Origin of the sequence: Mesoflavibacter profundi (assembly GCF_014764305.1) — a bacterium.
In the GTDB taxonomy this organism is placed as follows: Bacteria; Bacteroidota; Bacteroidia; order Flavobacteriales; family Flavobacteriaceae; genus Mesoflavibacter; species Mesoflavibacter profundi.
Window position 1 is genome coordinate 1,015,729 of sequence record NZ_CP061703.1, and the last position, 16,245, is coordinate 1,031,973.

9 protein-coding genes are annotated in these 16,245 nt (G+C 31.8%); all 9 read left to right on the forward strand.

All coding sequences use genetic code 11. The annotated features are described in order from the left end of the window. Positions 1 to 25: 25 nt before the first annotated feature. The 9 genes from IFB02_RS04735 (at position 26) to bglX (ending at position 16,243) form a co-directional block, all read left to right on the forward strand. A complete protein-coding gene (locus tag IFB02_RS04735; protein WP_106687917.1) occupies positions 26 to 991 on the forward strand; it encodes an endonuclease/exonuclease/phosphatase family protein in 966 nt (321 codons plus the stop codon). A 53-nt stretch (positions 992 to 1,044) separates the two neighbouring features. Continuing rightward, complete coding sequence (locus IFB02_RS04740; RefSeq protein WP_106687918.1) at positions 1,045 to 3,819, forward strand: transcriptional regulator; 2,775 nt, start codon at positions 1,045 to 1,047, stop codon at positions 3,817 to 3,819. Between the two features lie 209 nt (positions 3,820 to 4,028). Continuing rightward, positions 4,029 to 7,043 (forward strand): SusC/RagA family TonB-linked outer membrane protein, encoded by a 3,015-nt coding sequence (locus tag IFB02_RS04745; RefSeq protein ID WP_191073075.1) that lies wholly within the window; start codon positions 4,029 to 4,031, stop codon positions 7,041 to 7,043. Positions 7,044 to 7,055: 12 nt separating this feature from the next. Next, the gene (locus IFB02_RS04750) at positions 7,056 to 8,585 is read left to right on the forward strand and encodes a RagB/SusD family nutrient uptake outer membrane protein (RefSeq protein WP_106687920.1); all 1,530 of its coding nucleotides are present in this window, start codon (positions 7,056 to 7,058) and stop codon (positions 8,583 to 8,585) included. A gap of 12 nt (positions 8,586 to 8,597) precedes the next feature. After that, positions 8,598 to 10,310, forward strand: coding sequence for a LamG-like jellyroll fold domain-containing protein (locus IFB02_RS04755; protein ID WP_106687921.1), 1,713 nt, complete (start codon positions 8,598 to 8,600; stop codon positions 10,308 to 10,310). Between the two features lie 107 nt (positions 10,311 to 10,417). After that, positions 10,418 to 11,785 carry a glucoamylase family protein gene (locus tag IFB02_RS04760; protein WP_106687922.1) on the forward strand — a complete coding sequence of 456 codons (1,368 nt, stop codon included), beginning with the start codon at positions 10,418 to 10,420 and terminating at the stop codon, positions 11,783 to 11,785. Further along, complete coding sequence (locus IFB02_RS04765) at positions 11,785 to 13,134, forward strand: glucoamylase family protein (RefSeq protein WP_106687923.1); 1,350 nt, start codon at positions 11,785 to 11,787, stop codon at positions 13,132 to 13,134. Before IFB02_RS04760 ends, IFB02_RS04765 begins: the two co-directional genes overlap by 1 nt. A gap of 12 nt (positions 13,135 to 13,146) precedes the next feature. Continuing rightward, a complete protein-coding gene (locus IFB02_RS04770) occupies positions 13,147 to 13,938 on the forward strand; it encodes a carboxylesterase family protein (RefSeq protein WP_106687924.1) in 792 nt (263 codons plus the stop codon). Then, entirely contained in the window at positions 13,931 to 16,243 is a 2,313-nt protein-coding gene (gene bglX / locus IFB02_RS04775; protein ID WP_106687925.1) for a beta-glucosidase BglX, read from the forward strand. The genes IFB02_RS04770 and bglX overlap by 8 nt, the downstream gene beginning before the upstream one ends. The last annotated feature ends 2 nt before the right edge of the window (positions 16,244 to 16,245 follow it).

Here is a 16,245-nt window from a genome sequence, read left to right on the forward strand (position 1 = left end):
TTTAGGCTTTTAAAATAATTCGCTTTTGAAGTTTAATATATTTAAATCTAAAACCAATAAACAAACTGTTGCTTTTTATAATATCGAAAACCTTTTTGATATTTATAATGACGATTTTACTCGCGATGATGATTATATTCCAACATCTGAAAAACGTTGGACTGTAAAAAGATATAAGAATAAATTACGTAAAATAGGCTATGCTATTTCTAATATTGGAAGAAAAGAAACCAACAGTCATCCAGCAATTATAGGCTTAGCCGAAGTAGAAAACGAAGCAGTTATTAAAGATCTTATTACTTCAAAACATTTAAAAGAATATAATTATAGCTTCGTACATTACGATAGTCAAGATGAACGAGGAATTGATGTGGCGTTTTTATACGATTCTAAAAAATTTGAAGTCACACATTCAGAAATTTTCACCTTTACTTTAACTGATGAAGTTGGTTTACCCGATTACACCAGAGATATTTTATTAGTTTCTGGTTTATTTTTAGATGAAAAAATTCATTTTATAGTTAACCATTGGCCTTCTAGAAGAAGTGGCGATGTTGCAACAGAACATAAACGAATAACAGCTTCTAACCAAGTACAGTCCATAATTAATCAATTAAATACCACATATAATAATCCTAAAATTGTGGTTATGGGAGATTTTAACGACGATCCTTTTAGTAACAGCATCAAACAGCTAGTAAACAATATTGGCTTATTTAATCCTATGGATACCTTATTATCTATAGATCGTGGTACGACTTGCCATAATTTTGAATGGAATTTATTTGACCAAATAATTATAACTCATAATTTTTTTGAACGAAAAGCTAAAACTTTACGTTTTGTCAAAGCAGATATTTACGACGCCGATTTTTTAAAACAATATGATGGAAAATATAAAGGTTTACCCTATCGTACTTATGTTGGTAAATCTTATAAAGGTGGATATAGCGACCATTTTCCTGTGTATATGATTTTAAACAAAAAATAAGTTTTTCAATATTTTGTAATTTTATTATACTTAAAAACGCAGATTAGTTTTTAATGAAATTTAAAACCATAATATCAATCCTATTTGCTTTTACAATTAACATTGTACAAGCACAGTATACGCCTTATTTTGAAAACTATTCTTTATCAAAATACAATGCTGGAAATCAAAATTGGGGAATTTCAGTTGCTACTAACGGTAAAGTTTATGTCGCAAATAATAAAGGATTACTGGTATTTAATGGTTTAAATTGGAAATTACACACGTTACCTAATAAAACTACAATTAGATCTGTCTTAGCTGTTAAAGATAGAATCTATACAGGTTCTTATGAAGAATTTGGATATTGGAAATTCAATTCTAAAGGCGAACTTTTATACACGTCTCTAACTTCAGAAAACACAAAGTTTTCTGCTAGTGAAGAGTTTTGGCAAATTCTTAATCTTGATCAAAAGATAATCTTTAGGTCTTTTCAAAATGTATATATTTTAGAAGATGAAACCATTACAAGAATACGTCCTCAATCTACCGTAATAACTTGTAATATTATTAAAGATCAACTTTATATATCTACACTTAATAGCGGAGTTTATAAATTATTAAAATCAAAACAGTTAATACCAGTTATTAATGATAATGAGTTAAAAAACACAAAGATAGTATCAGTTTCAGCTTATAAAGACAAACTACTAATTACTACTGCTTTAAAAGGTTGTTTTTTTTATGATAATGAAAAACTAACACCAGCTAATTTTAATATTAATGATGATTTAAAAAGATATCAGCTTAATAGTTTTTCAGCTTTAAACAATGGTAACTTAGTTTTTGGTACCATAAAAAATGGTGTGTTTATAACCAATAATTCTGGACAATTATTATATAACTTAAATAAAGAAAATGGATTGGCTAACAACACTATTTTAAACACAATAGTAAGTCAAGACACTAATATTTGGTTGTGCTTAGATAATGGGTTATCAAAAATAGATTTAAGTAATAATATTTCTTATTACAATGATGTAACAGGAAAATTAGGTGCTGTATACGATGTACTAACTCATCAAAATACGATTTACATTGGCAGTAATACCGGATTGTATTATTTGGATAATGACAATAAATTAAACTTTATAGATGGTACGCAAGGACAAGTTTGGGATTTAAAAATAATTGACAATCAATTATTTTGTGGTCATAACGATGGTACATTTATTATCGATGGTACATCTGCTTCACTAATTTCAAATTATACTGGTGGATGGACTATAAAAAAAGTCCCAGAAAAAAATATTTACATACAAGGTACATATGCTGGATTAGTAAAATTTTCTAAAAACAACTCCAACTGGACGTCAAGTCACTTAGGAAAAACTACAGATCCAATACGGTTTTTAGAGTTTGAAGACAAACAAAACATTTGGGCTGCAAATGCCTATAAAGGGTTAAGTAAAATTAAACTTAATACAAATTTAGACTCTATTGTTACGGTTAATAATTATATAAACAAAGGATTACAAAGCGATTATAACATTAAAGTTTATAAAATAAAAAACAACATTTGCTTTAAGACTAATAACGGATGGAAAAAATACGAACCCTTACAAGATAGTATTGTTTCTTATAAATTTTTAAACTCAAAAATTGGGGAAAACTCAGATTTAATTTCTGCAACCAACCTTAACGATCTATTTTTTAAAAATGAAACAGGAATTATAAAACTAGATCAGCAAAACAACATTAGGCAAATATTAACTAGAAACTATTACGACAATCGTGTAATTGTAGGTTATGAAAATATTTCAAAACTTAATGATAGTACTTACGCATTAAACCTAAACGATGGGTTTTTACTATTTAACGCTAATAAATTATTAAATAACTATACACCAAAAGTTCCAACAATAGAGCAAATTAAAGTTAACAACGTAAAAGTTAATTTAGACTCTAGCATGGTACAAATACCTAATAATGGTAAAGTACATATTAATATTGCATCGCCGTTATCTAAGAATCACTATTTTGAGTATAGCTTAGATACAGATAATAACAAATGGGAAAAGGTAGATAATGAGACGTTAATATTATCAAACCTTAAAAACGGTGATTTTTATGTTGCATTTAGAACAACAAATAAAGCTGGAGAATCCTCTAAACCCAACCTATTAAAATTACATGTTTTACCACCTTGGTATAAATCTAGTACTGGATTTTTATTGTATTTGTTAGCTGCGTTAATGCTAACCATGCTATTTTACTTACTACATAAAAGAAAAATAAAAAAAGAACAACGCATACTACAAATACAACATAAAAAAGAACAACAGCAAATACTAAAAGAAAAAAACATTGAAAATGAACGAAAACTTGTAGAACTTAAAAATGAAGCTTTAGAAAACGAAATCAAACTTAAGAGCAAACAATTAGCAAACACTGCTATCGCGTTAGTAAAGAAAAACGAAGCTTTATTAGAAATTAAAAAAGATTTACAAGTAAACGAAGGACAGTTTAGCAACAAATTAATCAATAAAAGACTGCAAAAAAAGATAGATCAAACCATAGGCAACAAAGACCAATGGGAAATATTTGAATACAATTTTAATCAAGTTCATGAAAAGTTTTTTAACCAATTAAAAGACAAACATCCTAAACTATCACATAAAGATTTAAAGCTTTCTGCCTACATCAAAATGAATTTGACTACAAAAGAAATTGCGCCACTTATGAACATTTCAACAAGAGGTGTAGAAACTCATAGATACAGATTAAAACAAAGATTAGACCTATCTAAAGAAGATAGTTTAACAGATTACCTTAATAGTTTTAACTAAAAAAATACGTTATTCTGCTATACGTCAATACTACGTCACGATAACGTTGTAGTTGCATTATTACTATATTTTTAACGGTTTAACAGTACGTCAATACTGGTATTTATTAATAAATGGTTAACATGACGTAATCAAAATGTAATACGATTTATAAATTTTAGTTAAATAGCTGTTAATTTTACTTCACTAACATTCTAAAATAAAAATACATGAGAACAAAAATTAATTTTTTATTCTTCTTGTTATTGAGTGTATGTATGTATGCTCAAGACAAAACCATAACAGGTACCGTAACAAGTTCTGACGATGGTTTACCCTTACCTGGTGTAAATGTTGTCGTTCCTAATACAAATAACGGAACAAGTACAGACTTTGACGGTAACTATAGCATCACAGTAAACCAAGGTGATGTTTTAGAGTTTAGCTACTTAGGCTTTAAAACTCAACAGATAACAATAAGTAATCAAACTACTGTAAATGTAGATTTAGAAATTAATGCTTCAGACTTAGAAGAAGTTGTAATTATTGGATACGGATCTCAAAAAAAATCTGATCTAACAGGTGCTATTACTACAGTAAAATCTGAAGAAATAGAAAAAACACCAAATAGTAATGTAATGCAATCATTACAAGGTAAAGTTGCAGGATTACAAATCACCAGTAATGGATCTCCAGGAGATTCGCCTAATGTTAGAGTTCGTGGTGTAAACTCAATTTTTGCTGGCGGAAATCCTTTATATGTTGTAGATGGTGTTTGGTATGATAACATCGATTTTTTAGACAATAGCCAAATAGAATCTGTTTCTGTATTAAAAGATATGTCTTCTACTGCAATTTTTGGTCAAAGAGGTAGTAACGGTGTAATTATTATAGAGACTAAAGGTGGAAAACAAAACAGAAAACCTGTTATTACTTACAATGGTTATACAGGTATACAACATGCACAAAATGTTGTAAAAATGGCAAATGCAGAACAGTTTGTAACTATGGCTTACGAGTCAGGATCTGAAGCAGATATACAATACGTACTAAATGCTATGCAACGCTATGGTAGAAGTCGAGTTAACCCAAATATTCCAGATGTAAACACAGATTGGTATAAAGAAGTATTAAGAGATGCTCCAATATCAAGTCATAGTATTGGTGTTTCTGGTGGAGGAGAACACACTAATTACGGTTTAAATACAAGTTATTTTTCTCAAGAAGGTATACTGGATATGAAAAATGAATACGAACGTTTTAATATTCAAGGTAACATAGATGTAGAAGTATCAGATCGTTTTAAAATTGGAGTAAACAGTGCGTTTAGTAATGCTACAAAATATAATCCTGAAAACGGAGCTTGGTTCCAAGCGTATTTTGCAGTACCTATTTTACCTAAATTTGATTACCAAAATGAAGAGGCGTCTCCTATTCCATTTTCAGATGCAACTCAATTAGGATATAGAGGATCTCAAAATCCATTTCCTGTTATGACTTTCAACAACAATCAATTAAAGATTAGAAAGTTACTAACAAGTATTTATGGAGAATATTACATAATTCCTGATAAGTTATCGTTTAAAACAACTTATTATAACGATTACTCTACTATTTTAGAAAGAAATGTAAGATTACCGTATTTCATTTCAGAAAATTCTCAAAGAGAAACCTCTTCTATTAGAAGAGCTAATTTAACCACATCAAATCAAATGTGGGATAACCTTTTAACTTACTCGGACACATTTAACAAACATAGTTTAAAAGTTATTGCTGGTACATCTTATCGTGACGAGCAATATAACTCGTTTGCAGCTACCGGAAACGATATTCAAGCGGTTAGTTTAGAATCTTCATGGTATTTAAATTTTGCAGATCCTACAACTTTTAGTAATCAGGTATCAGAAATTGGAGATCGCTTCTATTCTATGTCTTATTTAGGAAGAATCGAATATAGCTTTGATGATAAATACTTATTTAATGCTACTTTAAGACATGAAGGTGATGGTAGATTCCCTAAAAAAATATGGGAAACAACTCCTCAATTTGGTTTAGGTTGGGTAATATCTAATGAGCAGTTTTTAGAAAACAATTCAATTATAGATTTTTTAAAGGTTAGAGGTACATGGGGACAATTAGCTAATGGTGCTTTAGGAGGAAGTTCTGGAGAACGTACAATTAATCAAATAGTTACAGCTATTGGCGATGTTGCAACAAACGGTATAGTTAGCACAAGTACATTTAATGACTTACAAAGAGAAATTATTGAAGAAACCAACTTTGGTATTAGCGCTAGATTATTTAATAATAGTTTAAGTATAGAGGCAGATTATTACATACGTGACACTAAAAATTTAGTAGTTTCTAGAGAAGTTCCTATTACTGGAAACACCATTTTAGATAATGCAGGAGAAATGAGAAATAAAGGTTTTGAATTTGCTGCAAATTGGAATCATACTATTAACGATAACTGGAATTTTTCTATTGGAGGAAATATTGCAACCTTACATAACGAAGTTACTAGCGTAGATACAGAAAGAGGTTACATAGATACAGGAAGTGCAGAGTTTAGACAACGTGTAATGGTTGGAGAACCTGTAAATGCATTCTTTGGACTTGAAGTAGCTGGTGTCTATCAAAATGAAACCGAAGTTGCTAACGATCCAATTGCTGTAGATAATAACTTAGAACCTGGTGATTTTAAATACGTAGATCAAAACAACGATGGAATAATAGATGATAATGATAGAACAGTAATTGGTTCTTACTTACCTACGTTTAATTATGGTGCTAATTTAAAAGTAAGCTATAAAAACTTTGATCTTTCTGTAGATGTTCAAGGTCAATCTGGTAATCAAATCCTAAATCGTAAACGTGGTGAAGTCATTTTTACTAACGACACTAATATAGATGCAGATTTTGCAATTAATAGATGGCATGGTGAAGGTACTACTAATTCTTATCCGTCTTCTGCTGGTAGACGTAAAGGATGGAATCAAAGAATGAGTACATTTTTTGTTGAAGATGGCGGTTATTTCAGAATTCAAAATATTCAATTAGCATATAATATTCCTAGTGGAACATTTGGCAAAAACATGCCAGAAACAAGAGTGTATTTTACAGCAGATAGACCATTTACATTCTTTAATTACAATGGATTTAGCCCAGAAGTTTCTAATGGTGTAGATAGACAAACTTATCCTATTCCTGCTGTATATTCAATAGGAGTTAATGTAAAAATTTAAAAAAAGCGCAACATGAAAAAAACACATTTAAAATTACAACAGCTAGCGCTACTGTTAGCAATATCAATTACACTATTTAACTGTAATGATAAATTAGAAGAAAACGACGGACAAGTAGGTACTGCAGATCTAGATTACACAGTTTCTGAAGACATGATTTTACCTCTTGTTGGTGCATACTCAACTACATATACTCGCGGTTGGGAAGATCCATTATTAGTTGGCGTAAGAGGTGACGATGTAAATGCAGGCGGACTTGGTGACCAACCACTTTTTGCAGAAACAGACCTTTTTAATTATGATAATGGGTTTTGGATGTACAATCAAGTTTGGAAAAACTTTTATGGCGACATCGTAGATGTCTTAAATGCAGGAGAAGTAATTGCGCAATACAAACAATTTGCAACTGGTCAATATGTAGATTTAGCAGATCAATACATTGCAGAAACTAAAGTACTAAGCGGTTTCCAACACTTACAAATGTCTAAACTTTGGGGAGATATTTTTATTATAACAAACTCAGATCCTAGAGCAGACTTAGAAAATGGAGTTGCTACAAAAATGCAAATCATGCAATACGTTTCAGATTTAATGGACGAAGCTATTCCTTACCTTCCAGATATGAGACCAAACGAGCGTCAAGATATTCCTGGCGGAGTAACAAAATACACTGCTTTAGCTGTAAAAGCATTAGCTAATCTTGAAATGGAAAATTATCAAGGTGTAGCAGAAGCGACAGAACAAATTATAAGTTCAGATAAATTTAGCCTTCATCCAGACTACTATCAATTATTTAAAAAACCAGGAAAGCTTAGTGATGAGAACTTATTTGAACTTCAATTCTCAGATTATAATACAGAATCTGGAGACGTAAACAATCACCTATTTGCGCCTTTTGGTCCTACAAGTTGGACACCTGTTGTATCTACAGCATCTGGCGGTTGGGGATTTTATGAACCAAGCTTAAAATTTATCAAATTTATGTTAGATAGAAATGATGAAACTAGGCTAGTTACAAGCGTATGTTTTACACCAAGAGGTATTGACGAGATAATGGAAGACCCAAATTATGCAACCTTACCTAGTTACATCTCAAACACTACACTATCTGGAGATATTTTTAACGATTATCCTAGAGCAATGTTTGCTAGTGGAAAACATTATTTACCATCAATACAATTAACACCAGAAAGAAATAGCTACGGATCAAGTAAAAACTTAATCGTGATTAGATATGCAGAAATTCTTTTAATGTATGCAGAAGCTTTAACTCAAGGTGCAAGTGGTACAATCATGACCGCAGATCAAGCAGTAAATACCGTAAGAAGCAGAGTTGATATGGCTCCATTAACAGGTGTAACTCTAGATGATGTAATGGACGAAAAATTTGCAGAATTAGCAATGGAATGGGGCGTACGTTATTTTGACATGATACGATTAGATAGATATGACGAGCTTAGTTATGAAGGCAGAACTTTTACTGCAGAAGACGAGTTACTACCATATCCTCAAGCACAAGTAGACTTATTACCTCTTGAATAAAACAATTAGATTATGAAAAATTTATATAAAATAATAAGTGTTTTTGCAATTATACTTTCAATAACATCTTGTGAAGATGGTATAGATCCAATAACACAAATTAATCCAGGACCAGATGCTGGTGCACCAGTTGTAGAAATAGCCTATCCAACAGATGGTACAACTATACAAGATTTAAATTTAGAAAGTACTATAGACATAGAATTTGAAGTACAAGATGATATAGAAATATCAAGCGTTATAGTTAATGTAGACGGAAATCAAACCGCTAGTTTTAATTCTTTTGTAGACTATAGAATATTTCAAACAACTGTAACAAAAGACGGTATTACAACAGGTGATCATACACTAGAAATCATAGCAACAGATATTTCTGGTAATCAAACCATTCAAATTGTTACTTTTAGCAAAGAGCCACCTTACACGCCTTTATTTAACGGCGAGTTTTTATACATGCCTTTTGATGGTGTATATACAGATTTAATTTCTATCACAAATCCAGAACAAATAGGTAATCCTCAATTTGCTGGTGTAAGTTATGATGGTTCTAATGCATTTAAAGCAACTACAGATTCTTACTTATCTTTCGAGTTAGATCAATCTAACCTTGGTGACGAGTTTACAGGTGCATTTTGGTATAAAGTAGATGCGTCTCCAGACCGATCTGGTATTCTAACAATTGGTGATGATGCTGCAGACCGTTTTCAAGGGTTTAGGTTATTTAGAGAAGGAAACTCTTCCAGTCAAAGAATAAAACTAAACGTTGGAACTGGTACTGGAGAAAGTTGGAATGACGGTGATGTAATAGATGTAACAGCAGAAGAATGGGTACATGTTGCGTTTACTATTTCTCCAACAGAAACAGTAATCTATTTTAACGGTTTACCTGTTAATACAGCAACACCTTCTGGTGCAATAGACTGGACTAACTGTACAGATTTAGTAATTGGAGCTGGCGGACCTACTTTTGACTATTGGGGACACAATTCTGATAATAGTGTAATGGACGAATTAAGGTTGTTTAGTGTTGCAATGTCTCAATCAGAAATTCAAAATTTAATAGACGTAACAAGTCCTTACGAACCTCTTTATCAAGAAAAATTTTATATGCCTTTTGATGGTAGTAATTTCGATTTTGTTGGAAGTACAGATGCAACTGTAATAGGTAATACACTTTTCGCTGGAGAAAGCTACGAAGGTTCTAACGCCTTTTTATCGGCAACAGACTCTTATTTAACCTATCCTATATCTAACATTTTTGGCTCTACTACAGCCTTTAGTGCAACATTCTGGTACAAAGTAAGTGCTACACCAGATAGAGCTGGTATACTTACAGTTGGTGATGATGCTGCAGACCGTTTTCAAGGATTTAGATTATTTAGAGAAGGAAATGCTACCGAACAAAGAATAAAAGCAAATATAGGAACTGGTACAGGTGAAAGTTGGAACGATGGTGATGTAATTACTGTTGCTGCTGGAGAATGGGTACATATTGCCTTAACCGTTTCTGAAACAGAAAGCAAAATATATTTTAATGGAACTGAAGTTAATACTAACGCCTTATCTAATCCGGTAGATTGGACTAATTGTACCGAAATAGTTATTGGTGCTGGCGGACCTACTTTTGATTATTGGGGACACGCATCAGATAGTAGTCCAATGGACGAACTAAGATTATTTGACAGAGCGTTAACTTCAGAAGAAATTAATAACATGATAGACTAGAATAATTAATAGCAAAATTTCATATTTAGATTTAGTCTAATACTCACGCTTTAGCTGTATTTATACTATTTATAAATGCAGCTAAAGTATTTAACCCTATCCATTAAATGACATTATTTAAGCAAAATACGGTATTTTACCTTATTGTTTGTACACTTATTATTAGTTGTAAAAACAATAATCAAAACAAAACTACAGACACTAATAACACGACCAAAACCTTAAGTGATAATGAATTGTTAGACACCATTCAAAAACAAACGTTCAATTATTTTTGGGAAGGTGCAGAACCTAATTCTGGACTTGCTAGAGAACGTATTCATATGGATAATGTTTATCCAACGTCTCCAAAAAACACAGTCACAACAGGCGGAAGTGGTTTTGGTGTCATGGCTATTCTAATTGGTATAGAAAGAGGCTGGATTACTAAAGACGAAGCCTTAAAAAGATATACTAAAATTGTTAATTTTTTAGAAAAGGCAGATCGTTTTCATGGTGCTTGGCCTCATTGGATAAATGGAGAAACAGGTAAAGTACTTGCATTTAGCAAAAAAGATAATGGTGGCGATTTAGTAGAAACAGCTTTTTTAATTCAAGGTCTTTTAACAGTATCAGAATATTATAAAAACGGTAATAAAGAGGAACAAGAACTTGTATCCAAGATTAATAAACTTTGGAGAGAAGTAGAATGGGATTGGTATACTAAAGGTGGAGAAGATGTGCTGTATTGGCATTGGTCACCAGAGTATAAATGGGAAATGAATTTTCCTGTTGGTGGCTATAATGAGTGTTTAATAATGTATGTTTTAGCTGCAGCATCTCCAACACATTCTATATCTAAAGAAGTATATGAAAAAGGTTGGGCTAGAAATGGACAAATAAAATCTCAAGACAGCATGTATAACCACGAGCTTGTTTTAGATTATTTTGAACATGATGAAGCTGCTATTGGTCCATTATTCTGGGCACATTACTCCTATTTAGGCTTAAATCCTAAAGGATTAAAAGACCAATATGCAGACTATTGGAAACTTACTCAAAACCATGCAAAAATTCATTATAGTTATGCAAAAGATAACCCTAAAAACTATAAAGGATATGGAGATAGTCTTTGGGGATTAACTTCAAGCTATTCCTTTAAAGGATATTCTGGACATAGACCTGGTGCAGATTTGGGTGTTATTGCTCCTACTGCTGCACTTTCATCTTTTCCATACACGCCTAAAGAAAGCATGCAAATGCTAAGGTATCTATACACTAAGCAAGATACATTAATTGGTAAATATGGTCCTTACGATGCGTTTAGTTTAGAACAAAAATGGGCTTTACCTAGATATTTGGCTATAGATCAAGGACCAATTCCAGTAATGATAGAAAATTACAGGACTGGTTTATTCTGGAAACTATTTATGCAAAATGAAGACGTTAAAAAAGGATTAGAAAAATTACAATTTACCGTTAATAGTACTTTATAATGCAAAGAGTATATTTCATCTTTATATTAATAGTAATGTCTTGCTCTTCCAGCGAAGGTCCAGGCTATCAAGAACCTTATAATCCTGATAACAATCCTGAAGTAATTCCTATTTCTAACGAAGATTTACTAAATCTTACCCAACAATTAACGTTTAAATATTTTTGGGATTTTGCAAATACACCTTCGGGCGCTGCAAGAGAACGTTACCATGTAGATAATCCAAATTTAAATAGTAATGTAGTAACTACTGGCGGTAGTGGTTTTGGTCTAATGGCTATACTTGTAGGTATAGAAAGAGGTTACATTACCAGATCTAAAGCAGTTGTTAGATTACAAACCATTTTAGATTTTTTTGAAAACGCAGATAGATTTCATGGTGCATGGTCACATTGGATAGATGGTAATTCGGGAAATACAATTCCCTTTAGTTCTTTAGACAATGGTGGCGATTTGGTTGAAACAGCTTTTCTAGCTCAAGGTTTAATTTGTATAAAAGAATATTTTAAAAACGGAACTCAAGAAGAACAAAACCTTGCCAATCAAGCAGATAATCTATGGAAAGGTGTAGAATGGGATTGGTATACACAAAATCAAGAGACGCTATATTGGCATTGGAGTCCAAATCACAATTTTGATATTAATTTAGAATTAAAAGGCTATAACGAAACTCTAATAACATATATACTAGCCGCAGCATCGCCAGATTATCCTATAAACCCAAATGTATACACAAATGGTTGGGCTAACAATGGTGCTATTGTAACTTCAGAAAACCAATATAATACGCCTTTAATTTTAGATCATGCTGGTGCAGGAACTGGTCCTTTATTTTGGGCGCATTATTCCTATTTAGGCTTAAATCCAAATAATCTGTCAGATCAATATGCTGATTATTGGAGTTTAAATAAAAATCATACAACTATCAATTATCAACATTGTGTTTCAAATCCAAATAATTTTACTGGTTACGGTTCAAATTGTTGGGGATTAACCGCAAGTTATTCTAGAAATAATGACGGAAGCGTTGGCTATAATGCTCACGATCCAGAAAACGATACTGGCGTAATTTCGCCAACTGCAGCAATAAGCTCCATACCTTATACACCAGAAAAATCTCTAGCTGCTATGCAATTCTTCTATCAACAAGGCGAAGACTTACTTGGTCCAGCTGGATTTTATGATGCTTTTAGTCCGCATTATAATTGGTACACAAAAAGATACTTAGCAATAGATCAAGGTCCAGAAATTATAATGATAGAAAACTATCGTTCTGGTTTACTTTGGAATTTATTTATGCAAAACCAAGACATCCAAAACGGTCTAAATACGTTAGGATTTTCATATTAAAAAGATAAAATAATGAAACTTTTAAAAAACAAATTCACTGTATGTTTTTTCCTTTTATCGGTAATTACAGTTGCTCAAAATGATGCATTTGAAGAAAAATTTCATATTAAAAACAGTGATACACTTAAGTATCGTATAATGTATCCAGAACATTTTTCAAAAGACAAAAAATATCCTGTCGTGTTATTTCTTCATGGAGCTGGAGAACGTGGTAACGACAACCAAAAACAACTTACGCATGGTAGTAAATTGTTTACAGATAAAATAAATCGTGGTGCTTTTCCTGCTATTGTTATTTTCCCTCAATGTCCAACAGATAGTTATTGGTCAAATGCAGAAGTAGATAGAAGTAGTTATCCAATTAGTTTAACGTTTCCAAAGGAAAAAGAAGCGACAATAGCTTTACAATTAGTAATTGATTTAATGCAAAACATTACTAAAAACAACTATGTAGATAACTCTAAAATATACGTTGGAGGATTATCTATGGGCGGAATGGGCACATTCGAAATTATTTCAAGACAACCCAATCTATTTGCAGCTGCTTTTGCTATTTGTGGTGGCGGTAATACAGAAAATGTTACAAACTTTGCAACAAAAGTCCCTATGTGGATCTTTCATGGTGCAAAAGATAATGTTGTAAAACCTCAATTATCTGTACAAATGGTAAATGCCATAATTAATGCTGGCGGAACACCAAATTTTACATTATATGCAGAAGACAATCATAACTCTTGGGATAGTGCTTTTGCAGAACCTAAACTTCTAACTTGGTTATTTTCAAACACAAAAACTAATGAATAAAAAAACAATTAATCCATTATATACTATAGTACTTTTTATTACAATTTTTAGTTGTAATACTAGCACTAACACATCATCAACAAGTTCAAATAATCCCTTTGAAGCTAAAGTAGATTCAATTATAAAATTAATGACTTTAGAAGAAAAATTAGGACAGTTAAACTTGCCTTCTTCAGGAGATATAACTACTGGTCAAGCCCAAAGCTCTAACATTGCTAAAAAAATAGAAGAAGGCAAAGTTGGTGGACTTTTTAACATTAAAACCGTAGAAAAAATTAGAGCTGTTCAACAAATAGCTGTAGAAAAAAGCAGACTAGGAATACCTTTAATTTTTGGTATGGATGTTATTCATGGTTATAAAACTACGTTTCCAATTCCGTTAGGATTATCTACATCTTGGGATATGCCTATGATTGAAAAAACTGCTAGAGTCGCAGCTCAAGAAGCTAGTGCAGATGGTATAAACTGGACATTCTCGCCAATGGTAGATGTATCTAGAGATCCGCGTTGGGGAAGAATTTCGGAAGGAAATGGTGAAGACGCTTATTTAGGCAGTCAAATTGCAAAAGCTATGGTAAAAGGTTACCAACAAGATAATCTTAGTGATAATAATACTTTAATGTCTTGTGTAAAACATTTTGCATTATATGGCGCTTCAGAAGCTGGTAGAGATTACAATACCGTAGACATGAGTAAAATTAGAATGTATAATGAATATCTTCCGCCTTACAAAGCAGCAATAGACCAAGGTGTTGGATCTGTAATGGCATCGTTTAACGAAATTGATGGTATTCCTGCAACTGGTAACAAATGGTTGCTTACAGACTTATTAAGAACCGATTGGAAATTTAATGGTTTTGTAGTATCAGACTATACAGGTGTAAGCGAAATGATAGACCATGGTATGGGCGATTTACAGCAAGTTTCGGCTTTAGCTTTAAGTGCTGGAACAGATATGGATATGGTTTCAGAAGGATTTTTAAACACATTAAAAAAATCTGTTGAAGAACATAAAATCTCTATCGCAGAAATTGATTTAGCTGTTAAACGCATTTTAACTGCAAAATACCAACTTGGTTTATTTGATGATCCTTACAAGTATTGTAATGAAGAACGAGCTAAAACAGAAATATTTACAAAAGAAAATAAAGATTTTGCTAGAAAAGTATCTGCAGAATCTATGGTTTTACTTAAAAACGAAAACGAAACTTTACCTTTAAAAAAATCTGGAACAATTGCCCTAATAGGTCCATTAGCCAATACTGCTGTAAATATGGCTGGTACTTGGAGTGTTGCAACAGATCAAGAAAAATCAATAACAGTTTTAGATGGATTAAAATCGGTAATTGGCGATAAAGCAAACATAAACTATGCTAAAGGTAGTAATGTGGATTATGATTTGACGTTAGAACAAAGAGGAACCATGTTTGGTAAAGACATACCAAGAGATAACAAAACAGATAAACAGCTTTTAGACGAAGCGTTAGCAATTGCTAATAAATCGGATGTTATTGTTGCTACTTTAGGAGAAGCAGCAGAATACAGTGGAGAAAGCAGTAGTAGAACAAATCTAGACATTCCACAATCACAAAAAGACTTATTAAACGCTTTACTAAAAACAGGAAAACCAGTAGTTTTAGTATTGTTTACAGGAAGACCGTTAGTTTTAGTTGAAGAAGACAAAAATGTTCCTGCAATATTAAACGTATGGTTTCCTGGTAGTGAAGCAGGATTAGCAATTGCAGATGTACTATTTGGAGACATTAATCCATCTGCAAAATTAACAACTACTTTCCCTAGACATGTTGGCCAAATTCCTCTTTTTTATAACCATAAAAATACAGGAAGACCTTTAGGTAATACAGATGGAAAATTTGAGAAATTTAGAAGTAATTATTTAGATGTGCGTAATGAGCCTTTATACCCATTTGGCTACGGTTTAAGTTACACAACGTTTAAATATAGCCCAATAAAACTTAGTAAAAACAACTTAAATTCAACAGACACAATTACTGTATCTGTAGACGTTAGTAATACAGGAAATTATGATGGTAAAGAAGTTGTACAATTATACATTAGAGACCTAATTGGTACAGTAACAAGGCCTGTAAAAGAATTAAAAGGGTTTCAAAAAATATTTATTAAAAAGGGGGAAACAGTAACTGTAGATTTTAAAATTTCAATTGAAGATTTAAAATTCTATAATTACGACTTAGACTATATTGCAGAAGATGGAGATTTTGAGATATTTGTAGGAACAGATTCTAATACAACTAGAAAAGCTGTAATTACATTAACTCAATAATT